Here is a 23960-nt window from a genome sequence, read left to right on the forward strand (position 1 = left end):
TAATTAAGTATTTTATTTCATAAAGGTTCGTAGTATTGCCTCCAAACTACGCAATAGACTTTAATTTTTTGAAAATAAGAGTTCATTGTAAATCACAGAATCAGTTGAAAATACAAAAATATTGAAAGGAGTAGATAAATATGAGGGTAGAAGATCATTGGGAAGATAAAACAACATTTTTTGTTTCATTTTTAACAACTGATAAAAAAATAATTAACAAATCAATTGTTTTGGATTTTGGAACAACTGAAGAAAAAGCTAAGCAAATTGTACTATCAGCCTTTAATAGAGTGCAAAAGGTTTTATCTTGTGAAGAGGTTGAAGATTTATTGTCTTATAAAAATAATTGTCAAATGGTATAATAGTTTTGACAAACTATTTTTTCTTGAATTAAATACATTATACAAGGAGCGTTTGTTATGGGAGTAGCAATAGTGGATAAAAATTTTATTTTAAAGTTTGTTGATGGAAATGGAAATATAATTGAGAATTTGGATAAAGATGTTTCGTATCAAGTTACTTTTAAAGAAGCCTATTATCTAGCATTGAAAGATGGAGAATACGAATGTAATCCTCCTGATTTTATCAAATACAAAAAATAGAGGAGAGTTAAAAATGAAAAATAAAAAATTAGTTACGTTGGTTAGTGCAGGTGTTTTAGCTATAGCAGTTGTTGGTGGCGGTGTTTATGTTGCACAAGCAAACAGCGCAGTTAAAACTGAAGAGAAACAAAATGAAGCAGATAAGGAACTTGAAAAAAGTGTTGATGGCTATTTAGCTACTATATACACTGATAAGACGTACACAGACGTTAAAGACAATGTGGAACAAAAGACTATTGATGACGCAAAACGCTTTACAGCTAATAAGTTAGGTCGTGAAATGAATAAAGCAACAAAGAAAAAACTTCATGAATTAGTAACAGCCCCACAGATGGTATATGTTAAGAATACTATTTCAGACATGTACGAAAGTGAAGGCGTGGCAAAATCAACACTAAATGAAAAAGATTTTGATAAACTAAGTGATCTAATTAAACAATTGCAAGATAAAAAAGAAGTCTTTGCAAAAAAAGAGACTGAAAAGTTGAATGTTGCTAAAGCAAGTTTTAAACTAGCTAAAGATGTTGAGAACCAAGTTAACAGCTTTTTCGATAAAGAGACTGTTAAAGATGATGTGACGAGAGAAGCTTATCAAACAGCTTTAGATAATGTTATAGCGCTTAAACAAGTAACATTAAAAGAAGCATTAACAGCAAAATTAGTTCTTGTCGATACCAAATTATCTGAAAAAGAGCAAGCGGTAGTTGCTGAAGAACAAGCAGTGCAGGCACAACAAGAAGTTCAAGCTAAAGCGGAACAAGAAAAAGCTAGCGCAGCAACTAATAATTCAAACATACAAAATGGTGATAACTCTTCAAATGCAGGCTATACGGACAATAGTTCTAGTAATAGCACGCCACCAGCTGGCGGTTCTCAAGGGAATAACAGCAACAGCGGAGCTACGCAACAACCAGTAACACCAGCACCAGAACAACCGTCAAGCCCAGCACCTGAGACTTCATGGAATGGTACAACCAATGGTACCGGTGGAATTATTGGAGATGGAAGTCATAATAACGGTACAGGTGGAAATAATACTTGGGAAGGCTTTGATTGGTAAAAATAAAATTAAATAAAAAAAGACGACATCAAAAATTGATGTCGTCTTTTTTTGTTGCCTAGAAAGTGAGGATTAATATGCAAATACGAGCACCAACAATTAAATAAATGTAAGAACAGAAACATTGAAGACTAAAAAATAAAAATATGAGGTGTACTAATGAAAAAATTAAAAACAATCCAAAATTTATGGGTTAAATTAACAGTAGTATTTATGTTAGCAAATGTATTCATTCCTAGCATGACGGTACTTGCAGACCAATCAAATTCTAATTCGAATCAACCTACTACCGAACAAGTAGAAGGTGAAAAAGCTGATGAGTCAATGATTGAAACTGAAAAAGATAACGACACACAGGCTTCTAGTGAAATTGAAGCTCCAATCGATCAAAATAAAATGAATGAGACAACTATTGGAGAAAGTCAAAATTCTAATGATAGTCCGATCTTACCAATTGAAACTCCGACATTTGAAGTACAAGAACCAAGTGCAAAAATGATTACGTTTAATGAAAATGGAACACCATTGCTTGATGGAGAAACGTTCTACAAAACAGAAGAACAAATTACAAATGAAGATTTACAAGAATTAATGATTCAAGGAAATACTAATGGTGGATATGCTCGTATGATGAGAGCAGGCGTAACAATTGAATATTTAGGACAAGTAACCTATGGCTATAATATTGTAGGACATTTTAAGGTGAACGGCGAGGACGCTTTTTGTATTGAACATGCAAAACCAACTCCACCATCTGGTACTCCTGCCGAGGAAGCCCCTTATGCTAATGCAGATATTGCTAAAACGCTTTATTATGGTTGGAATGGTGCTGAAAATATTTTTACAGATTTTGCACAAGGATATACAGCTACTAGTTTAGTTTTAAGTTATTTTTATACTGGTGTAGCGTCAGGTATTAATACACCTGAAGCAGAAGCTCTTTTAAATAAAGTAGCAACAGGCGCTGTACCTGAACCATCAGCTAGTTTTTCGACTGTTAATCCAATTGTTTCAGTAGTAGGCGGTCAACAACGTACGGAAAATATTACTTTAAATGCTGATTCACGAAACATTTTCAAATTAAACATACCAGCAGGAATGACTTTTCATTTAGTTGGTGGTGGGACATTAACGAATGGAACAGTAGATATTAAAGGTGGAGATACTTTCTATCTAACAGCCGACATGAAATACACAAATAACTTTGCTACAGGAGCAATGCAAGGTTCTATGAGAAAATGGCAATCAATTTTAACAAAGCCTTTAGATGGAAATTTACAAACAGTAGCGCGCGCTGGGTGGCTTGATCCAGACTTTACAATTAATTTTTCTGCTAAATTTTTTGCACGTACTGGTAATGCAGAGTTCTTAAAAGTATCAGAAGAAACAAATTTACCAATTGCAGGTGTTAAATATGCAGTTACTATTAACGGTGAAGTATCAGAAGCAACAACGGATTCAAACGGACAATTTAGTTTTAAAGATATTTTACACGATACTGTTATTAAGGTAAAAGAGACATCAAACCCACCAGGTTATGTTTTAGATACTAAAGAGTACACACTTAAAATTGTTGCAGGAGAAACACAAAAATTAACTCTTTCAAATGCGATTCAAAAAGGAAAAGTTAAAGGATTAAAACAAATTGAAGTTTTCAATCCAGAAGAAACAGAAGCACAAAACAAACCCATTTATGACACACACCCAGGGGCAAATATTACCTTTGATATTGTAGCCCTAACAGATATTACACTGCCTGATTTATCAACTGTAACAGAAACTAAAGGAACAATTGTAGATACTGTTACAACAAATGCTAAAGGTGAATTTAGCTCTAATGTTGAACTTTATATTGGCGCACAAAATAAATATCAATTAGTAGAACGCAATGTACCAGCGAATTATCGCCAACCTAGTGATGTTCAAACAACGTTTGCAATTCCTTACGGAGTAAACACAGAAAAACTAATTACTTTTGATTTAGGAACAATTGATAACCTATTAAAAACAGGTGAGTGGGACTTTAATAAATTAAATGAAATTACTCAAACTGGCTTAGAAGGAGCGGTTTTCTTAGTTGAAGGAATCTCAACTCATAACAAAGATGTGAGCTATGTATTTACTTCTTCTGAATTAGGAAATGTGTTTAAATTACCAGCAGGTAATTATAAAGTAACAGAAATTAAATTCCCTGATGGATTCGGACAAAGTAATGGTGAAAGTGAAGTTAAAATTATTACCATTAAAGATGGAGAAACAACAACAACCGATTGGAACAACGCTCCAATCATAGAGAAAGAAAAAACTCCAAAAATGGGTACACAAGCCTATGCTGAAAATGGCGGAAAAGATTTTGATCCTGATGTCGACAATAAATTATACGACAAAATCAGCAATGAAGACTATGATAATGATACAAAATTCTTTGTCACTAAAGTAATTGGTGAAAAAACTGGAACCATTTACTATGAAGCCAAAGGTGAAAAAACACTTGATGAAAATGGAATCGTTGTGATTGAAACATTTATTCCAGCTGGCACAATTAAAAAAGAAAATGTTTACTTCTATGAAGAAGCATATGACAGTGAAGAATCTTTTGAAAAAGGGGAAAAACCTTACACTGAACATGATGGTAAAAATGATTACGGACAAACTTTATTTTATAAAGAAAAACCAGTGGTACCAACTATCCCTGAAACACCAGTAGTACCATCAATTCCAGCACCAACTCCAACACCAGTACCAACAAAAGTAGTTAAAACAGTGGCACCAAGACAAATTGTTAAAGCTGTATTGCCACAAACAGGCGAAGAAGTAAGTAGCTTTGCACTTATTGGCTTATTAATTATTGGTTTAGTTGCTGTTGGATTCGCAGTTAGAAATAATCGTATGAAAAAAGAAAAAAATAAATTGATGGAAAAAGTTGCACTTTATGGGTTTGGCGGAGAACAAAGTATTTTCTCTGAAACTGAAGATCAAGTAGAATGTGAAGTTGCTACTTTACTCGTTGAGGGAATTATTGAGACTGGTAGTAAAATAGGTTTAGAAAATGAAAAAGCTATACGGTTGCTAGAAAAAGTAGAATTAGCTTATTTAACTAATACAGCTGAAAATAGTGGCTTACAGCCAGTTGAACAGCTTTAATTGAATAGAAAATAACGGATAAAGCGTATATATTTTATACGCTTTTTTCTTTTTAGAAACGAGGGGGATAGTATGACCGAACTTTATTTAAATGCCAGAGACGTAAAACTTGAATTTAGAAGTAATACTTTAAGAAAAATTCATTTAAAAACAAACAAGGTAATTGAAATGATTGGCAATAATCTATTAACTGAAGAAAACACAAAAAATATTACAACTATTTGTTTAGTAAAGGGCAAAGAAACAGTAAAAATTGATATACAGTCTATACGATTAGATTTTCGACTGAAAGCGAATGACGGAAAGCTTGCAAAATTCGTCGTTACGTCAACATGGACAAGGCTTGATATTCAACAAGGCTTACAGAATAAAAAATAAAAATCAGGAAAGAGTGTGAAAAAATGATAGTAAATGTTATCAGTTCATTGTTACTTTTTTGTGTTGGGATTGGCGCTGGTTATCAAGTAGCAAATTTGGGAACAATCCAATCAATGAGAGAAAGAAAAGCGATAAAAAATTTTTTTAATTGTGCGTCAAATGATTTTACTTATTTTTATGAAGATGTTGACGACTTTTATATCGTCTCATTAAAAAGCGAAGAGTATCGAGTGAAATTTTCTTTAAGCAGACCGACTCAAATTGTTTATTCTGTAAAACTAGAATCAAATTAGAACAAATAATTATAAAAATTACAAATAGAGAAAGAAGGTGGAAAAATGACCGTCTTTTTTATTTTTGATCAGATTGAAAATATGGAAGTACCAACAGGAAAACCAATTCAAATTGAAAAGGCGTTACAAATTCTAAATCGGCAAAATGACCGCTGTTTAAATGAAGAGTGGAAAGCGTCATGTGCTTACTCTATCCAGCTTAATGACGGAGTTATATATTCATCTAGCTTAAAGTTTCCTTATGAAAGCTTTTCTCTTTACACAATTATTGAATCTGAAATGAAAGAAAGTTCAGACATTGGAGAAAATGAAGAACAGTTTTTAAATTGGCTTCAGGGAGTAACAGGCGAGCCTATCAAGGCGAAAAAAGAAAAAATAGTGAAAGAAAAAAAGCTGAAGGAGCCTAAAGGCCCGAAAGAAAAAAAGCAAAAAATACAAAAAGAACCAAGAGAGCCAAGACATATAAAGTTGAATCCTAAACTAATAATTGGCGGTGTTGGTCTAGTTTTAATCGTTACAATTGCAATCGCAGCTACTCTATTTTTTAACCAAAAACCAACGTATTCAGATTTGATGAAAAAACAGGATTATTTAACAGCAGGTAAACTTTATCCTGAAAAGGTCGAGGAAATAGAAAATGAAATTTTTAACAGTGTTTCTGCAAATGGAAGTGAAGCGATACAAGACTTAAAGGACTTTAACAAGGTGTATAAGTCAATTCTAGGAACGTTTGATTTAGCAGTTATAGAACACGATTTTACCTGGGCAATTGAAATCTTTGAAAAAGATAAAAAAGCCTTCAGTAACTTAAAAAACCGATTAATCTTAGTAGGCTATTCTTATTTGAAACAAGGCGACCTAAAAAAAGCTGAAGAGATAAACCAGGAAATTAATAGCACTGAATTAGAGCAATATATCTACAAATTTAATCAATTAACCCTCTTTATAAAGGAAAAAGAAAAAGACATTGAACAAATGCAAAAAGACCCTATAAAGAACCAACAAGCTATTGAAAAGGCGATTGATAGCCTTTTTGAAGCTAAAGACAATTTAGAGAATTTGTAATTGATAAAAAATTAATCTCTATCGAGGAGGAAAAAAAGTGAAGAATAAAAAAATTAAATTAGCAGTTATAACATTAGTATCATCATGTGTATTAGGGGGTGCTGTATTTGCGACCTACAGCCTTTTAGATAATGAAACGGTAAATACTAAGCAGGCAGTTAAAGAGTCCACAAAGGACGATAAAACACCGAAAAAAATTGTTGACGCTTTTGTACCGAATGATAAAAACGAATCCGTAATTACAAAATCAACAGCTGGTGGAGATAAAGAAAAATCAAACCTAATTAGCAGTATTATGCCACCTAAAGAGCTGACTAGCTCAAACCAAAACGAAAAAGAGTCGGCATTGTTGGCTTTAAAAAATAGTGTTGATGAAGAACAAAACAAATTACTAGCATTACAAAATGAAAAAAATAACAATTTGATACAGCTGGATAATAAAACACCTGAAAAACCAAGTGTTCCGAAAAATCCTGATGAAAACGAAAAACCAACAAATCCTGATAAACCTGTTTTACCTATAGAACCAATTGATCCAATTGAGCCGACCGACCCTGTAGACCCAACCGAACCAACAGACCCTGAAGAAATTCCAACTGACTACACTGTTTTATCTAGTCTTTATGAAGAGTCAAAATCAATTCAATTAAATTTATATTTATCTATTAGTATCGGACATTTCAGTAATGAAATGTTGGTATCTTCTCGTATCTTATCTGATTCGAACGCAAGCCAGGAGCAAGTCGATGTTCAAGTACAAAGACTCCAAAACTCGATTTATGAGCTTGTTTTAAAAGGGGACAAAACACAGTTAGTAAGAACAATTTCTTATTACAATTCACTTGATAAAGAAATCTATACACCACAATCATTAGCAATTGCTGACGTAGCGCACAGTAAAGCAGTAGCAATCAGAAATAATCCTGAAGTAAGCCAGGTACAAGTTGATGAAGCAGTGCAGGCATTACAAAGCGCAATTGACCAATTAACTAAGCATGACGAGCCACTTTTAAGTTTAGTATTCCTGAATCGGGTTATTGCACAAGCTGAAGCTTTAACAGAAACCGACTACACACCTGATAGTTATGCTGTATTAGCTTCTGAATTGCAGTTAGCCAAAGAATTGGTTACTAGAGAGGATTTAACAAAGGCTGAAGTCGAAGCGCAACAAAGCTCACTAGAGCAGGCAATAAGCCAGCTGGTGAAAAAAGCAGATAAAACAGCGTTGCTATCAGCTTTAGAACGTGCAAATAGCATTGATAGAAACCTTTATACGGTTGAATCGCTTACTATATTAGACCAGGTAATTAATAGCCTGCAGGGGATTACTTCAGATGATAATGCAACACAAGAGGACGTAAACAATTCAGTTGCGTTAATTGAAGAAGTTTTAAACCAGCTAGAGTTGGAAGAAATTGAACAGCCTGTTCAAGAAGAAAGTTTAGAAGAATAACTATTATAGAGGTGGTATGACTTATGGATATTGAGTTGAAATGGGAGAAATATAAAAACGAAAAAATGCAAAATGACACTATTAAGAAATTAAACTATATTCTACCTTCATTAGTGGTTATATTTTTCATTTTCTTTATGATAGCTGTTGAACTTGATAAGTATACAATGGCTGTTAATTCAGCATTTCTTTGTATGTTCAATTTAGTAGCTTTGGTTTTAATAATAAGTTATTTAGAAAATTCGAATAAAAATAAAAAAGAAACATTTTTTAGAGAAAATAAAGACCAAATCTATAAGCTAGAAATAGATGAAACTTTAGAATTAATCGATGTTTTACAAGAACATGAAAAGAAATTTTTTCTTATTATAACTAGTGAAATCAGAGGAAGGAGGAAACAAACCTTTCATTTTTCTACCAAATCTAAAAATGGGAATGAGACTAGAGTATACGAAAAAGAAAATGAGAGTGAGTTTTTTTATCGTCAAATTAATAAATTTGACGATGAGAAACCTAGACTTGAAGTAAAAGCATATAAATTCGCGTCAAAATTATTAGAAAATGAATTTAATACTTTTATTAGCTCTCATTTACGCTATTGCTATCAATACACTTTTTTTGTTCCTGAAGGAAGCGTGAAAAAATTATTTGTATAGTTGAGAGGTGTAATCATTGAAAAAAATGTGGATAGGAATAATAACCTCATTGATTCCTGTTGTATTTATGGGAACCGTTGTACTAGTAATCATTTTTTCAATAGGTGGTCAAAGTAGCGGTTCTACTTCACTAGAAAGCTGTCAAACAGCTGGAAGTGGAGTAACAGACTTGAATTTTAATAAGGAACATTTTATTAAAACCGTTCAAGAAAAAGGGAACGCCTTTAGTGATAAAGCAGATAAAATTATTTCAGAATCTGAAAAAGCTGGTGTCAGCCCGATTTTATTTGTTGCGATTATGGCGCATGAGAGTGCATGGGGAACGAGTAGCGCCATAAGAAATAATAATAATCCAAGCGGGCAAATGAGTGCTTCAGGTATTATTTCTTATGCAACCTTAGATGAAGGTATAGAAGCTACTGGTCGAACATTGCATAACCTGGTAATTGAACGTCAGTTAGATACGGTAGAAAAATTAGGGAGCGTATACTGTCCAGTTGGGGCAGATAACGACCCTACAGGCTTAAATAAGAATTGGGTTCCAACTGTAAAAGATATGATGAAAACATTCAGTGGAACTGATGATAACTCTAATTTAGCAACTGGTGGCGGTTGTTCTATAAACGATATTGGTGTAACTGGTGACAAAATGAATTATTTTGATGACATTTTCGAGCTTGCTAAGCTTCAGCTGGGTAAACCATACGTTCTAGGGGCTGATATTAGCTCTATAGACCCCGTTAGTTTTGATTGTGGAGCATTTACATTGTGGTTGTTCCAACAGAAGAAAATCACCGTTAAATTCAATCGTATAGCACAAAATCAATACGATAATACAAGGCGAATTAATGACAATGAAGTAAAAGCTGGGGATCTTATTTTTTTCCATTCAACATATGATACTGGACGAGGGGAATACATTACCCACGTTGGAATGGTCATTTCTGACACCCAATTTATTCAAGCTGGTGGAGACAGAGTTCAAATTTCAGATATGAACAATGATTACTATAAATCCCATTTTGCTGGCTTTGGGCGTGTTGAATAACTAAAGAAAGGTGTTAAAACTATGCTAAGTGTAATGATGGAGGTCATTTTTGGACTTATAGGTACTTTGGGGATTTTCTTTTTGTGTGTAGGCGTTCCTTATTTATCTGTAAAAAAATATTTTGAGGAAAGAGAATTTTATTTAGATAAAAGCAATAGAAAAATAATTCTAAAAGAATCCTATCGTGATAAATCATTGCGTAAAAAGCATTTAAAAAAAGTTAAACTACATTTGAAAGATTTATCTAAAGAAAAAAAAAGAATGACTTTCATTGGAGACATTTACGAACAGACGGTAATTGGCAAAAATATAGTTTATTTAAAAAAAATGCTATTTGCACTAAATAGAGGTTCTAATGAGGAGGAAATGAGAGGGGGTGAAATTAAAGGAAGAATAATTTATAGAAAGGAGCAATAAATGGAGTTGAACAAAAAGAACGTACTATTGGGTATATTGGCTTTTGTGGTCATTGCGGTAATTGGTGTCAGCTTTACTCTTATAACCGGAGAATTGCAGTCCACCATTAAACAGAGTAATTCTACTGAAATAAGCGGAAGTACGCAAGAAAAAAGCAGTGAAAGTGAATCAACCAATCCAGTTATTAACCCATTAACAGGTAAAAATGAAGAAGAAAAAGACGTTGATTTTACAAATGAAACGGAAGAAAAAGCCAGTATTGTTGATAATGAGCTAGATTATTGGAATAAGACTGAAGCTTTTTTTACAGCACTTTTCACTTACAATCAAACCAGCTTTTTAAGCCGATTTGATGGATTAGGAAAATATGCTACAGCTTCAGTTGTGGAACAAATGAAAGGCACTAATCCTGAAGAACCTAAAGTGACGATTGAAAGTAAAATTTCTGACTATAAATTTTACAGAAACCAACGAGCTGAAGGGATTGAGGGAATCGCTACTATGGAAGTTCGACTAATGTATCAAGGACAAATTCAATTAAGTAAGTTTGTATACACTGTAACGTATGATCCAGAAACGAAAAAAATAACTGAAGCAGTACCTTTGCCTTTGGAGCAGTCAGAAAGCTTAGGGTAAAGTAAAAGGCGACTAACGATTAATTAAAGGGACGTGGGAAGATGTACGACAACAACCAGCAGGTAGAAAACACTAAACAAGAACCAAAAAAAATCAAGTACAGCACGCAATGGGAGTATCAAAAGGCAAACCTTCAGGTAGCCTTAATTGTGATGTGGCGTATTCACAATAAAAAATATACAGTGGGGTCAAAAATTTTCTTTGAAGAAATTGAAGAACACATCGAAGGGGTCAAAAATAAAAAAGAGCCCTTCAGAATGGGATTGATATTTTTAGAAGGTGCTGGAATAGCAGTAGATGGCATTATCGTAACGGATAAAGTTTCACCTAACCTGCTACAAAGGTATGGAATTACCAATGAGTAGTGAAAAACCCTATTTTAATCCCTCTTTAATGTCTAATACGAACGAAATTGAAGAAAAAAAGGCGGAAAAAAAGCCAAAAAAAGAAAAAAAGGTAAAAAAAGAAAAAGAAGTAAATACTAGAAGCATACGCTTCGCACGTAGGACGGTAGGTAATTGGCTATCGTTCTTTTTTTTCACCCTTTTTATTATTCAGTCAGTCGTTTTATTTATGTATTTCAACAGATTAGACATTATAGCAGGTGTAGCAATTTCAGAGAAAATAGACCCCACAGAGATCGTAACAGATGTTCAAAAAACAGTTTTACAAGCCGACCAAATTAAATATGAAGGTCAAAATTTCTTAGAAACGCTGATTAATTACTCTGTCGATACAGACAAACAAAAAGAGCGTGAAGAAAAATTAACTAGTTATTTACCAGCTGGAATGCGAGCGAATGAGTTAGGGATTCGAGATTCAAAATTTGATCGTGTTCTGAATCACGTTAATTTTGTGAAGCTGAAAGAAGATAAATCAATTGAGCTGGAAAATGCGTATTTATTGTACTACGACATTTCTTTTACCGAAAATAGTCAGCTTACCAGGGCGCAAGTGATTGTACCAGTTCAATATAAAAATCAAAAGCTAACGGTTCTAAATAAATTGTCATTAACTAATTTAACAGTAGTTGAACATGACGAGCAGGCGTTAATTGATTATAAGCAAGAACGTTTTTTCAGTAAAGGTACAGCTGTAACGACTGAAGAAGAAACAAAGATACAAAATTTCTTAAATCAATTTTTTGAACTATACGTGACAAATGATTCCAAACTAGAGCTTATTTCAAACGTACAGGGATTATCTGATGGTGAATTGATTGAGGTAACGTTAAAAAATGCAGTAAAAACAAAAAATGATATGTACCTGGTAGAGGGAACGTATTCTTTCAAGTATGGGGAAGGCGCAAGCTTTGACTCATTCTTTTCAATAGAACTTAAACAAAACAAAGACAGTTACTTTGTCACAAAATTTAACGAATAAATGGAGGAATAAAAAATGGGATTTGATTTAAAACCTTTATGGGATAACGTTTCCACACAAGTGATTTTTTTATTATGTATCGTTGGTGTATGTATGCTGATAGGTACGATTGTAACACAAGGTTTTGCTAGAGGGATTATGGCAGTGATACTAATTTTTGTAATAGTAATGCTAATCATCATGCTTAACGATGTTGAAGTTATCGGCGGTAAGTTAAAAGATATAATCATTAAGCCAGCTGGTACCGCAATTTTTCCAACGAAAATAGGCTATTGGAGGTTCTAACATGGAATACAATTACACAAGAGAATTTAACCAACCTATAAAATTTTATACGTTTCCTAATGGTACTGCGATACCATATGCTAAAAACGGAGTGCGATTGGATTATCTTGTTTTAACTGGTGTATTGATAGTTGTAGGATTCGTTATTTTTCTAATCTCACTCTACACCAAAATTAATTTTATTCAATCTGTTTATAAAAATGGTTGGTTGATAATCCTTGTGGGAATAGGCGTCCTTGTTTGGGCGCTTTTTTCTTTAAAATGGGATAACAAAAATTTTATTGATTACTGTATTGGAAGGGCTGGATATAAGGCACGTAAAGCCACAAAATATGAACATGGTCACATTGTGCCACAAATAAATAAAATCCACTATCGCCCAATTAAGAGGGGGAGACCATGCAAAAAGTAAAACAGACAAAAAGTAAAAAAGCAGAGTTTCCAATAAAAGAGTACACTAAAAACTTTATCTTTACAGAGCCAACAATGCTAAGTGATGGTGAAGTGTATGTCGGCTATCACATTGGGCGACAAACCTATCCATTAAATGATTATGCGTTCTTTGAGGATTATATTGATGAAGGAAAAGGCATGTTTGAACATGACGAGTATGAGTATCATTTATTTAACATTCCAACTCAATTTGATGTAAAGGAACACATTGACCAAACAATTGAACACATCGTACATGGTGAATTTAAAGATTTGGGAGAAATTCACTTTAAAAAAGCAGGTAAAATCTTAGAAAGTGAAGTCCAAATGAACGAGTATAATACCTATTTACTAGTCAAATTATCCACGCCAATGCAGGTTGTTGATCCTTTAGAATACTTTGAATTATTCAAGGAAGTGGCAGGCAATCTTATCTCTAAAATGACTGGAATAAATAAAAATACTCAAGTTTTACTCTCTTATTACAGGAGAAAGGAAGAACAATTTTTTGATGATTTACTCAACCATAAACAAGCAAGACGTATGACTGAAGAAGAAATCGAAAAAATCACGTATTATCACTTTCATAGGGCGCAGAAACAGCTACCTAGTCGTTCTATTAATTCCTTAGAAATGTGTGAGGGTGAAATTGAGAATCACGAAGGCTATTTAACAATAAAACAACTGGAACAAACCCATTATATTGCATTTCTAAGCATAATAGACTTGCCAGCGAGCGCATTTGCTACAGCTGTCGTCCAGCGTTTGCAAGATACCGTTTCATTTACACTGGAAACTCAAATTCGGTTGCGTTTTGACCATGAGAAGAAAGATAAAAACAAGGTTTACAAAATGCGTAAGAGGATTTACGAGCAAGATAAAGAGCTAGATACGACAGACGCCATTTTAGATGAAGACGAGGTTATCTTGTATGGTGAGGAACGATTAAATGTTTTGAATAAAACGCTAAAAAGCAAGGACAGGAGATTGTGCAGGGCGTCTCTTCAGTTTGTTGTGAGTGCTACATCTAAAGAAGAATTAGAAGAAAAAATAAAAGACTTGAATTTTTCATTAGAAACGACTGATTACAAATTGTATCGTTCTATGGTTGACCAATTAACGCTGTTTAACCAGTCTTTACTAGGCAGTGCCTACTCATTTAAAAGTTATGAACAAACGCTCACAACAGGCTATATAGCTGATTTAGGACTGGATTTAGATAAAAAGGTAGGAAATAAATATGGTATGCCTTTAGGTCGAGTGATTACAACTAAGAAATTTGCTTCAGTTCACCAAGCGTTAGAATTTGCGAGCAATATTGTATGGTTCTTTCCTAACCTAACAAAGCGTTCCATTAAAGGCAGTATGCACACAAATGGAAATACGCTAATTGTAGGACCACCTGGAAAAGGGAAATCCGTTTTAGTGAAGTACATTTTTTTGTGGTTAACATTTTTAGGGCAGAAAATTTTATATGTTGATCCAAAAAATGAGACTGAAATCTTTTTCAAAAAGGCATTGGAAAAATATGGTCACATTCCCGAATTTGCAGAAATGTACAGACGTATCAATTTTCTTTCCTTGTCGGATAAAGAAGAATTTAGGGGAATGTTAGACCCACTCATATTTTTACCATTGGAAGACGCCATACAAACCGCTATATCAACGCTTTCCTCATTAGCAGAGATATGGAAAGATTCACGTACAGAAGTGCGGAAACGAGCAATTATCATTGACTGCGTGAATGAAATTGTGGAATCAAAACAACCACATAATTTAACCAGGGTTGTTAATTTAATTGCAACAAAAGATGAAGAACTAGGAAAAATTCTAAAAAGCTTCAATATCGGATTAGGCAAGGTATTACTTGGGAATGATGATAGCACCGCTATTAATTTCAGACATCAAATTAATGTCTTAGGAATCCAAGGTTTAATGGTACCTACAAAAGAAGAACGTAAAAACTCTAATAAGCCTTTATCACCTGAACAAGTGGCAAGCACTGCGATTATGGAGAATATTACCAAGCTGACAAATGTATTTTCTACGAACAAAGATGAAGACGCCGCGATTATTTACGATGAAGCGAAGTTTATTGAAGATACGCCCCAGGGAGCGCATAACATCGATCAAGATTTGCGTAAAGGTAGAGCGAACGGAACAGATATTTACCTCGTTACTCAAAGTTTTTCAGACTATGACACTCCTAGTAAAAAGGAATTAATTTCCTATAAATTTGCCTTTCGACCAGACCAAAAAGAAGCACAAACAAAAATATTAGAATTTTTTGGTATGAACACGAATAAAGGCAATATGGAGCTGATAGATAGCTTGAAATTTGGGACGTGCCTATTTCAAGACCACTTAGGACGCAATCAAGCGATAGCTATCGACGTTCTATTTGATTATTGGCTCATGGCTATATCGTCAACAAACAGGGATAGCGAGCACGTACAAAAGGCGTTAGAAATGGAACAAGCATAATGAACGAGGGAGGTAGCTAATCATGCAAAATAAAAATAAATGGAAGAAACGTGTAATTCTTATGTTTACGTGCTTTTTTCTTCTATTTGGCTTTAGTGGTATCAGTAGAGCTGAACCTAGCGCAGATAACCCCGATGTTAACGTAGAAGCACCTACAGATGACACAGACGTCATTTACGAACGATATAAAGACAATTCCTTTGAACTGATGACAAAAGAAGGTAGAGGTATCGTGGCTAGTATTTCAGCTGGAATAAAGAGCTTTTTTTGGTCAGGAGTTGTTGGGATTGGGAAATTCAATGCCGAAATGGTTCGTTTCATGTTCGGGTTGGATATTGTGACGCCAGTAAAAGAACCCATACAGTCTTTGACCGCTGGAATAGCCAAGAATATGACGTCACTTGCTAGTACAATTGGAATTTGTATCGTGGCGCTGGTGATGTTACTAAAATATTTTGGAGAACAACGATACAAACAAATTTTCAGAGTGTTTTTTATGACGATAGCTATTTTTACAGGGTTAAGCATATTGTCAGATGGTCGTGCGAATGATACAGCATTTACTAAATTAATGGATATTGATAGTGCGGTAGAAGCTAAATTTGTTAGTATTAATCCAGTTTTTGGTGGAAACAGTATAGAAGACAAAGATAAAAATGAAGCTTCAGCTTCAGATAAATTAAAAGCTAGTGCAGATTTAATCGCTTCTCGAATTTATAGAAGTAATGTGTATGAACCTTATTTACTCATGCAATATGGGACTTCAAATGTTGAAAAAATACGAGAAAAAACAGTTAAATACAAAAATGCGGACTATGACAGAATCGGGATCTTACTTGATAATGATATTGCTGAAGGAGATAACGAAAAAATCTTTGAATCTGTTGTGAACTACGAATCAAAAGATTTAAAAAATAAAAATATTCATTACTCAAAAAGTTTTGAAGTGGCAGGATTTTCGTTGTTTTACATGGTGATTAATTTAATTCAAATGGTTATCTTTTTTATTTTAGCATTGCTACGAATCATTTTAGCGTTTTTACAGTTGATGTTATGGCCACTATTGCCAATTTTGCTACTGGTAGGACTATTTAATTTTGAAAGTAATGTGTTCGTAAACTATGGGAAAGCGTTTGGTTTAACTATTTTCATGAAATCCATGACAGGAGTTGCGTGTATCATTTTTGCAATGTATGTCACGTTTGGTTTTCAAGTAAGCTCATCAGTTGAAAATCCTTATCATAAAATGCTAACAATTCTTGTTTATGTAATAGCACCGATTGGTATTTATGTTTTCAGATTTATCATTGCTGCTATGTTTACAGGACGTATGAATATGAGAATGGTAGGTCATGCACTAGCTAATCCAATGAAAACCAATAGATTGCTTCAAAATGAGAGTAAAGAACGTGCTAACGAAGCTAAAGAAAGGCGTAAAAAAGCAAAAGCAGATAGAAAATCAGAAGCTGAAAAAGATGATCCTAATGGTGATAGTAAAAAAGAAAATGAACCTAAAGCACCTAAATCTACTAAATCTAAACGGTCAAATCATAGAAATGGGGATACAAAAAAAGAAAACATTAATGAACCGCAGAATAACAAAGCTGAAGATAAAGACCGAGTGGATAAAACTCCTGAAGATGGAAAAGAAAAGTCTGAAAATATGAATCAATCTAAAGGAAAAGGTCATCAAACAAGAAAAAGAAGTCCTTTACGTGGAGGGCAAGTACAAGGTGATTCAAAAGACGGAACTAAAAATAATGAACAACAGTCTAATACACCAGTATCTCCTAAATCTAGACGTCGAAATATGAGTAATAACACAGAAGATAAATCTCAAAATGATACTTCTATTCCAATTTATGCTAAAGGTGAGTTAGTAGCTGGTAAAGAAAAAAATACTCCAAACAGTATGCCACAATCAAGAACAAACCTAAATCCAAAATCAAGACGCAGAAAAATGGGAAGTAAAGTATCTAATCCTCAACGTGCCGAACAAGCCGATGTTACCAGCGGAAATCAAGCGGAATCTTCCGTTCCAATGTATTCTGGTGGAACGCAAGTAGCAGGAAGCAGTCAAACATCGACGCAAAGTAGACAGCCTGTAATGAATACAAGAAAACCAAAAAATCGGGCTAGAAATAAAAAGCAAGCAGGTACTGCTAAAACACGTACTAACAAAACACGTGGAAAAAATACAGGAGTAAAAACAGTTCAAAAAAAAGTAACACGAACGCCAAAAAGTAGAAAATAAATTATAGGAGTGAATAAAATTTGAACGATGATGATAATCTATACAATGGGTTGTTTGGCAATAAAAAGAATCAAAAAAATGGGAACGAAAATGATAAAACAAGTAGATACAATGTAATCTCAATTGTTGTCAGTATAAGTTTTGTTCTCCTATATCCCTTTGCTATATTTGGGATTTTTCCAGTTCTCTATTTCATTTATTTAGATAAGCAACAACGCTTGGAAAATGTACATGACATTGAATTTAAGAGTTTCCTTCAAAAAGGAAACTCTACTTTTGGCTTAATAAGTGGTGGGTTAATTCTAGTAAATATTTTATCAAGTATCTATTTAATTCCAAGAGGTTATCTATCCGCATACTTGTTGTTTCCATTAAACATGATCCACCACGCCCTGGTATTTAGTTGGCAAACGGTAGTTGCTTTACTGCTAGGTGGAGCTGGAATGGCTAGCATTATGCTAACGATTTTTTCATTTATAGAAGGTAGAAAAGTAGTATCAAAAAAATCTCAAATTGCTAAAGTCAAAGAAAGTAAGGCGTACAAAAAGCGATTGAGTAATAAATTTGAAGAGTCAAAGAATTTTGTTGAAGAGTACGAAGAAGCATACGCAACAGCTAAATTAGAAGGAAATGTAACCAAATTGGACGAGCTGGCACACAATATTTTACTTGGTACAGATGAATATGGAAAACCTTATTTTATCACTTTAAAAGAACTCAACCAACATGCTTTATTACCAGCAACAACTGGTGGTGGTAAGACTGTAGTTCTTCAGATAATTGTAGAACATTGTGCTAAATTTAATAGTCCATGCTTAATTATAGATGGAAAAGGAGCCAAAGATACTAGGTTAGCAGTATCAGATATAGCTGGAAAATATAATCGTGAAGTAAAGGAATTTACAGATAGCGGGGATATTTCATATAATCCTTTAAAGTATGGAAACAGTATTGAAGTAAGAGACAAACTAGTTAGTTTAGCTGAAACTGAAAGTATTTTTTATTCAGGTGCGAACAAACAATTACTGATGGGAACAACTCAATTGTTAGATGTTTTCAATATTGAACGTGACCTTGAAAACATGTCAGACTACTTTTCACCTAGAAAAGTTTTACTTCTTTTTATCAATGAACTTCTACTAATTTATCCAGATTTATTAGTCTTTGAAGTGGAAGAATCACCAAAAAATAAATCGAAAAAATCAGTAAAAAAAGAGGTTGAAGTTGTTGAAAAAGCAGAAGTTAAAGACTCGGCTTCAAGTAAGTATGATCAGATTGAAGATGATGGAGTTGCTACAGAAGTAGTTGAAACTATCACCGCAAATCCTGAAACTATGAAGTTAGAAGATATGTATTGGGTAATCAGCAACAAGAAAAAAAGATTGAAAAAATCCAGTCTAAGAATGTTTGAACAGCTATTTGCTAGGTATGAACATAAAGACAATCCTTTCTATTTGTACGCTACAGCTGAAAGTTTGCAGACCAATTTTTACATGTTGCTAGATAGTGAATTGAGCCATTTGTTTGATACAAAAACGAATAAAAATGAATTAGATTTAATGGAAGCTACACGAAAAAATGAAATCATTTATGTAGCCTTAGATGGTTTGATTTATACGGAATATATCCATACGTTGGCGCAATTTATGATTGCAGACATTAATCATTTAGCTTCTGAACGATACGAAATAACGGAAGATTTTCCTTTTGTTGTTTTGTTTGATGAACCTTCAGCGTATCTTTCTGATAAGTTTATTGACACAGTAAATAAGACAAGGGGAGCGGGTGTTCATGCTTTATTTGCACCACAAACATTAGCAGATATTGAAGCGATTGATCCAATTTTATTGAAACAATTAATAGGAAATACAAACACTTATATAGTCGGGCAAACGAATGAAAAATCTGAAATTGATTATTGGAGTGAACTTTTTGGTAGTTATGATGATATAGAAATTACCAGTGTAACCCAACAAGAAGCAGGATTTTCTGATGTAAATAAAACCGATTGGACAGGTGAAAAAGGAACTAAAAGAGATGTAGAAAACTTTATTGTTCACCCAAATAATATAAAAGAGTTACGAACTGGTGAGTTTTATATTCTAAGAAAAGGAAATAATACTCATGAGCCAATTCGTAAAGTTTATATGAGAAAACCTATTTAAAGTAAGAATAAAATCAGTTTGAAGTAGAAAAAATGTGATAGCTAAAGGTCTAAGCGGTGGTGTGTGCGAGGGTGTGCGTACTGGTGTATATGGTGGTGCAAATGACGGTGTAAGTGCGAAGTGCTGGCACTAGCCAGCCTGCCTTTCATATGAACGTTTCTACGCTTATTTGGATTTTGACCATTTACTCTCAACGTGGGGAAACCCCCCCACTTATAAGAGTAAATGGTCAAAATCCAAATAACTACGAAAATATAAAAGGCAGGCTGGCTAGTGCAAAAAATGTAAAGAAGAAGATAAATAAATAAAGATAAGGTCAGGGTCAAGGTCAAGAGATGAACCCCCTCGGTCCCCCAGTTTTGGGGGAAGAAAGGCAACAACTCACACCCCCTAACCCCCTCTCTCACAAAACTTGAGATAGGGGGAACTGAAGGTCAAGAGCAACAACTCACACCCCCTAGCCCCCTCTCTCACAAAACTTGAGACAGGGGGAACAAAAGAAAGAGCAACAACCCCCTAAATCCCCCACCAAAACATGGGGGACTAAAGAGCGAAAGGAACTATTCCCAAGTGCAGGGAACAGCTCCTTTTTGGAACAAACGAGAACCTCGTTTGAATTGAAAAAAGATTAAGGGCAACAACCCCCTAAATCCCCCAGCAAATCTTGGGGGACTTAAAATCAAAGTCAAAAGAAAGGTGAAGTGGAAAATGGAAGCTTTGTTGGCGAATTATTATGTAGAGTTCAAACCTAGAGTTAATACGGACTGGATTATTTTGTGTATCTTACACGAACTAAGAATTGTATCGTTCAAACAGATTTACGAATTAATCAATTTAACTTTTCCGATTGCTGAAAAAAACCTAAGAAGACAAATTAATCAATTAAAAGATAAAGAATTAATAGATTTTATAACAGATGACAAGTTAGGAAACGCACATTACTATTTTATGACTAGAGACGGTCACAATAGTATAGGTGGTTATTACCCTTATCCAAAAGTGCCACAGTACAATTTATTTCATCATTTGATGGTAACCAATGCTTTAATTAATGTTTTGACGTTATTTAATGAACACCCACATTTATTATACGTTCAATCAGAACGCAGACAGGTTTTTGAAGTGAAGGATTGCGATCCAAGCAAGAAAGGAAAAATATACAACGTTTCTGATTTTTTATTCTGTTTTGAAGCTAAATCAGAATTAAAAATAAACTGGTATTTTGAAATTGAGCTGACTATGAAAACGAAAAATAGATACACAAATAATATTTTTCCAAAGTATTTAGCATTGTTACAACGAGATAAAAATGCACGATTGATTTATGTAACGCCAAGTAAATCCATTTTTAGGGAATTAGAACTATTTAAAGGATTTTATTTGCATAAAAAGAAAAAAGAAGTAGGCGAAAAAGCAGATGAGCTTTTTGAACGCCTACACATTTTTTCAAGTGAAAGTTTTGAAGATAATCTGAAGAAAATTATTGCTGAAGATGAGTTTATTAACTGGTAAAAGGCAAACACTGCTTTACTTGATTTACACGCCTTCATGGTTTGAGTCCTATTGCTTTAGAGAAACCGCGTCGCTAAGGCGCCGACTCTCGCCAAACATGCTCTAAGGAGCTGGCTCACAGTTCGACTCCCTTAAAGGTCGCTCACTATGCCACACAATGTGGCGAAAAATCTTTTTTTAAAGATTAAATGCGTTGGCAACAAAAGGGCTTAGAGAGGGTTATTTACGTTTGTTTGCTTTATACGTTTCTAAGTCAGATTTAAGGTAAAGTCTTACTTTTGTACGTGTGCTACCTTCAATTTCATAGAACGGTTCAATTAATCCACGTTTAACAGATTGGTTGAAGGCGGTCATTGATTGACCAGTAATTAAAATGGCTTGCTCTTTTCCAACTAAATTCTCTTTTAACCATTTTTTTTGTTTTTCTAATTCTGCTTTACTTGTCATAAAATCAGCTCCTAATTCTTTTTATAAATGATACCAAATTTAATATCATTTTACAAGGTTAAAGCTTGATTTATGATACCAAATATGGTATCATAGTATTATAGAGATAAGGAAAGAAAGAACAAAAAAACTAAAGAGGACGTGGCACAATGAACACATTAGAAAAGGCACAAAGTAAATTAGAACGTATCAAAAATGAACGAGTTGAAACAAGAAGCGCAATCAGAAAACAGCATGATTTAATACCTTTCGGACAGCCTAACATTATAGGACGTGGCGACATTTATAAGACTGTTAAAAGACATTATTCAAAAGAGCGTAACCTTGCAGAACAACAAGAACAGCAAGAAAATCGTATCGAAATGCTAGAAAAGGTTGACGATTTCAAAAGTGAAAATGAGTTGCTTAAAGATGTTCATGTAGTTGGTAAATCAAGTTATGCAACTGTTGGAGCAAAAACCAGCGTAAACAATTTAGATTATTTCAAAAATAAATTGATCGAGCTAGAAGACCAAAACGAAAAAGCCAAAGCTTACAACAAAACAAAGCCATTAAGAAAAATGAAGACGCTGGGCGCCGATATTACCAAGTTAAAAAATAAGATTGCTAACCTTGAAAAAATGCAAGAAAAAGACCAAAACAAGGTTGTAAGTGAAAAAACGCAAAAGCTTATAGATAGCGGGGCGGTTAATCAGTGGAAGAAAAAACCAGTTTACTATTTTGTCAAAGGTGTTAGAAAAGTAGCGTTAGAAATTGATGATAATGGAAATTTTTATATTTCTCCTTATTATCCAGCTTATAGTGACGAGGATAAACAAATAATTGAAGTTTTACTGAAGTAAAAATTGAGTTTGCAACTATTCATTTAGTTGCAGACTTCATAAAAAAACAAAAAAATAGAAAAGAGGAAATTAAAATGATGAATACAACTAACCAAATGGGACGCTTAACAAAGGACTTAGATTTACGTTACACAGGAAACGGAAAAGCAGTAGCAAGTGGAACGCTGGCAGTATCTCGTAACTTTACAAATGGCGATGGAATAAGAGAATCAGATTTTTTAAATTTTGTTATTTGGGGTAAGTCAGCAGAAAGTTTAGCTAATTATACACGTAAAGGCTCTTTAATTGGTATTACAGGACGTTTGCAAAGTCGTTCTTATGATAATTCAGATAATCAGAAAGTGTACGTTACAGAGATTGTAGTTGAAGATTACACGCTGGCAGAAACAAAAGAAACTCTTGAAAATCGTATCGAGCAAAATGGTGGTAAAAAACCAGCTGATAAATCGTTTGATGGATTGGAACCAGGCAACTAAAAAGACTGAAGGGGGAATTTTCCCCCTTTAATTAAAAATTGGAGGTATAACATTTATGGAAGGTAAAACGCATACGGTAGGCGGAGCTTTATTGGCTGTTAGCTTATCGCCACTTTATACAAATTATGAAAATTCAGTAACGCTGCCATCGATACAAGGGCTTAACTCATTACCAAATCAAGCGATTATTTTAAGCATTATTATACTAGCTAGTACGTTCGGGGCTTTACTGCCTGATATTGACCATAAAGGCAGTAAAATAGGGAGAATGTTCCCCTTTATTTCATATCCATTAAGTACAACGTTTGGTCATAGGACGTTAACCCACAGCTTAACGCTATTTGTACCATTATTTTTGATCGTGACGTCAGTAACAACAATATACGGGTATTCGTGGATTGGAATTGCATTTTTACTAGGATATTTTAGTCATATAGTGCTAGATTTATTTACACCAAAAGGGATTGTTTTATTTTATCCATTTTTAAAAACCAGTGTGAAAAGTCCGGTAACCATTCCGACCGGTGGAATGTATGAACACGTTTTAAGATTGCTACTACTTTTAGGCTTAGGATTTTTGTTAATTAATGGTACAGGTTCTTTACAATCAATTAAAAACTTTTTTTAGGGGAGGAAAATCATGTCATATTTATGCTACAAAATTTCAGCAGGCGGGCAACATGGTAAGCCTATTAGAATTGAAAGTACAGATGAAAATTTATGTGCATTTGTTGCTAGAATAAAATTAAATGAGCGCTATGTTATTACTGATTTATCTGATAATTTTGTTTTAGATACGATTGGAAACTTTTTTGACCGTTGTATGGATAAAGACCTGCTTCAGAGATTAGTTCCAATTATAACCCCAATGCAAATGGGTGAAGTAGAAGTTCCTAACGTTAAATACATTGATAACTAGAAACTATGC

At 33.8% G+C, this 23960-nt stretch carries 25 protein-coding genes; 24 read left to right on the plus strand and 1 reads right to left on the minus strand.

All coding sequences use genetic code 11. From position 1 onward, the window contains the following. The first annotated feature begins 140 nt into the window (after nt 1–140). The 20 genes from BR77_RS00200 to BR77_RS00295 all read left to right on the plus strand — a co-directional run bounded on the left by BR77_RS00200 (nt 141) and on the right by BR77_RS00295 (nt 21267). Nucleotides 141–362, plus strand: a complete 222-nt coding sequence (locus tag BR77_RS00200) for a hypothetical protein (RefSeq protein ID WP_035063693.1) — start codon at nt 141–143, stop codon at nt 360–362. Nucleotides 363–419: 57 nt separating this feature from the next. Further along, nucleotides 420–602 (plus strand): hypothetical protein, encoded by a 183-nt coding sequence (locus tag BR77_RS00205; protein ID WP_035063694.1) that lies wholly within the window; start codon nt 420–422, stop codon nt 600–602. A 13-nt stretch (nt 603–615) separates the two neighbouring features. Then, nucleotides 616–1662, plus strand: coding sequence for a hypothetical protein (locus tag BR77_RS00210; RefSeq protein WP_035063695.1), 1047 nt, complete (start codon nt 616–618; stop codon nt 1660–1662). 159 nt (nt 1663–1821) lie between these two features. Next, a complete protein-coding gene (locus tag BR77_RS00215; RefSeq protein ID WP_035063696.1) occupies nt 1822–4806 on the plus strand; it encodes a SpaA isopeptide-forming pilin-related protein in 2985 nt (994 codons plus the stop codon). Between the two features lie 72 nt (nt 4807–4878). Next, entirely contained in the window at nt 4879–5184 is a 306-nt protein-coding gene (locus BR77_RS00220) for a PrgU family protein (protein WP_035063697.1), read from the plus strand. A gap of 23 nt (nt 5185–5207) precedes the next feature. After that, the gene (locus BR77_RS00225) at nt 5208–5477 is read left to right on the plus strand and encodes a hypothetical protein (RefSeq protein WP_035063698.1); all 270 of its coding nucleotides are present in this window, start codon (nt 5208–5210) and stop codon (nt 5475–5477) included. Between the two features lie 45 nt (nt 5478–5522). After that, on the plus strand, nt 5523–6542 hold the full coding sequence (locus BR77_RS00230; protein WP_035063699.1) for a hypothetical protein: 1020 nt from the start codon (nt 5523–5525) through the stop codon (nt 6540–6542). A 37-nt stretch (nt 6543–6579) separates the two neighbouring features. Further along, the gene (locus BR77_RS00235; RefSeq protein WP_035063700.1) at nt 6580–7995 is read left to right on the plus strand and encodes an FIVAR domain-containing protein; all 1416 of its coding nucleotides are present in this window, start codon (nt 6580–6582) and stop codon (nt 7993–7995) included. A 23-nt stretch (nt 7996–8018) separates the two neighbouring features. Further along, nucleotides 8019–8651 carry a hypothetical protein gene (locus BR77_RS00240; RefSeq protein ID WP_035063701.1) on the plus strand — a complete coding sequence of 211 codons (633 nt, stop codon included), beginning with the start codon at nt 8019–8021 and terminating at the stop codon, nt 8649–8651. A 25-nt stretch (nt 8652–8676) separates the two neighbouring features. After that, a complete protein-coding gene (locus tag BR77_RS18920) occupies nt 8677–9699 on the plus strand; it encodes a C40 family peptidase (protein WP_233463414.1) in 1023 nt (340 codons plus the stop codon). Nucleotides 9700–9720: 21 nt separating this feature from the next. After that, entirely contained in the window at nt 9721–10116 is a 396-nt protein-coding gene (locus tag BR77_RS00250; protein WP_035063702.1) for a hypothetical protein, read from the plus strand. Then, a complete protein-coding gene (locus BR77_RS00255; RefSeq protein ID WP_035063703.1) occupies nt 10117–10752 on the plus strand; it encodes a hypothetical protein in 636 nt (211 codons plus the stop codon). It begins immediately after the preceding gene. Nucleotides 10753–10793: 41 nt separating this feature from the next. Continuing rightward, nucleotides 10794–11117 (plus strand): hypothetical protein, encoded by a 324-nt coding sequence (locus BR77_RS00260; RefSeq protein ID WP_035063704.1) that lies wholly within the window; start codon nt 10794–10796, stop codon nt 11115–11117. Beyond that, on the plus strand, nt 11110–12135 hold the full coding sequence (locus tag BR77_RS00265) for a conjugal transfer protein (RefSeq protein WP_035063705.1): 1026 nt from the start codon (nt 11110–11112) through the stop codon (nt 12133–12135). Before BR77_RS00260 ends, BR77_RS00265 begins: the two co-directional genes overlap by 8 nt. 15 nt (nt 12136–12150) lie before the next feature. Then, on the plus strand, nt 12151–12420 hold the full coding sequence (locus BR77_RS00270; RefSeq protein ID WP_035063706.1) for a hypothetical protein: 270 nt from the start codon (nt 12151–12153) through the stop codon (nt 12418–12420). Nucleotide 12421: 1 nt separating this feature from the next. Continuing rightward, nucleotides 12422–12832 (plus strand): TcpE family conjugal transfer membrane protein, encoded by a 411-nt coding sequence (locus BR77_RS00275; protein WP_035063707.1) that lies wholly within the window; start codon nt 12422–12424, stop codon nt 12830–12832. Next, nucleotides 12820–15336: an ATP-binding protein gene (locus BR77_RS00280; protein ID WP_035063708.1), complete on the plus strand. Its 2517-nt coding sequence runs from the start codon at nt 12820–12822 to the stop codon at nt 15334–15336. Before BR77_RS00275 ends, BR77_RS00280 begins: the two co-directional genes overlap by 13 nt. Before the next feature lie 22 nt (nt 15337–15358). Continuing rightward, the gene (locus tag BR77_RS00285; RefSeq protein ID WP_051926639.1) at nt 15359–17590 is read left to right on the plus strand and encodes a CD3337/EF1877 family mobilome membrane protein; all 2232 of its coding nucleotides are present in this window, start codon (nt 15359–15361) and stop codon (nt 17588–17590) included. Nucleotides 17591–17610: 20 nt separating this feature from the next. Further along, a complete protein-coding gene (locus BR77_RS00290; RefSeq protein WP_051926640.1) occupies nt 17611–19755 on the plus strand; it encodes a helicase HerA-like domain-containing protein in 2145 nt (714 codons plus the stop codon). Between the two features lie 696 nt (nt 19756–20451). Then, nucleotides 20452–21267 (plus strand): replication-relaxation family protein, encoded by an 816-nt coding sequence (locus tag BR77_RS00295; RefSeq protein WP_257613119.1) that lies wholly within the window; start codon nt 20452–20454, stop codon nt 21265–21267. Nucleotides 21268–21486: 219 nt separating this feature from the next. On the opposite strand, the gene BR77_RS00300 is transcribed toward BR77_RS00295, so the two are convergent. Beyond that, the gene (locus tag BR77_RS00300; protein ID WP_035063710.1) at nt 21487–21714 is read right to left on the minus strand and encodes a hypothetical protein; all 228 of its coding nucleotides are present in this window, start codon (nt 21712–21714) and stop codon (nt 21487–21489) included. A 149-nt stretch (nt 21715–21863) separates the two neighbouring features. Here BR77_RS00300 and BR77_RS00305 point away from each other — a divergent pair, with 149 nt between their 5' ends. The 4 genes from BR77_RS00305 (at nt 21864) to BR77_RS00320 (ending at nt 23951) form a co-directional block, all read left to right on the plus strand. Beyond that, nucleotides 21864–22556 carry a hypothetical protein gene (locus tag BR77_RS00305; protein WP_035063711.1) on the plus strand — a complete coding sequence of 231 codons (693 nt, stop codon included), beginning with the start codon at nt 21864–21866 and terminating at the stop codon, nt 22554–22556. A gap of 74 nt (nt 22557–22630) precedes the next feature. Further along, nucleotides 22631–23032: a single-stranded DNA-binding protein gene (gene ssb / locus BR77_RS00310; RefSeq protein WP_051926642.1), complete on the plus strand. Its 402-nt coding sequence runs from the start codon at nt 22631–22633 to the stop codon at nt 23030–23032. A gap of 55 nt (nt 23033–23087) precedes the next feature. Continuing rightward, nucleotides 23088–23660, plus strand: coding sequence for a metal-dependent hydrolase (locus tag BR77_RS00315; protein WP_051926643.1), 573 nt, complete (start codon nt 23088–23090; stop codon nt 23658–23660). Nucleotides 23661–23672: 12 nt separating this feature from the next. Next, nucleotides 23673–23951, plus strand: a complete 279-nt coding sequence (locus BR77_RS00320) for a hypothetical protein (protein ID WP_051926646.1) — start codon at nt 23673–23675, stop codon at nt 23949–23951. Nucleotides 23952–23960 lie beyond the last annotated feature (9 nt).

Origin of the sequence: Carnobacterium maltaromaticum DSM 20342, from assembly GCF_000744945.1 — a bacterium.
GTDB classification, from domain to species: domain Bacteria; phylum Bacillota; class Bacilli; order Lactobacillales; family Carnobacteriaceae; genus Carnobacterium; species Carnobacterium maltaromaticum.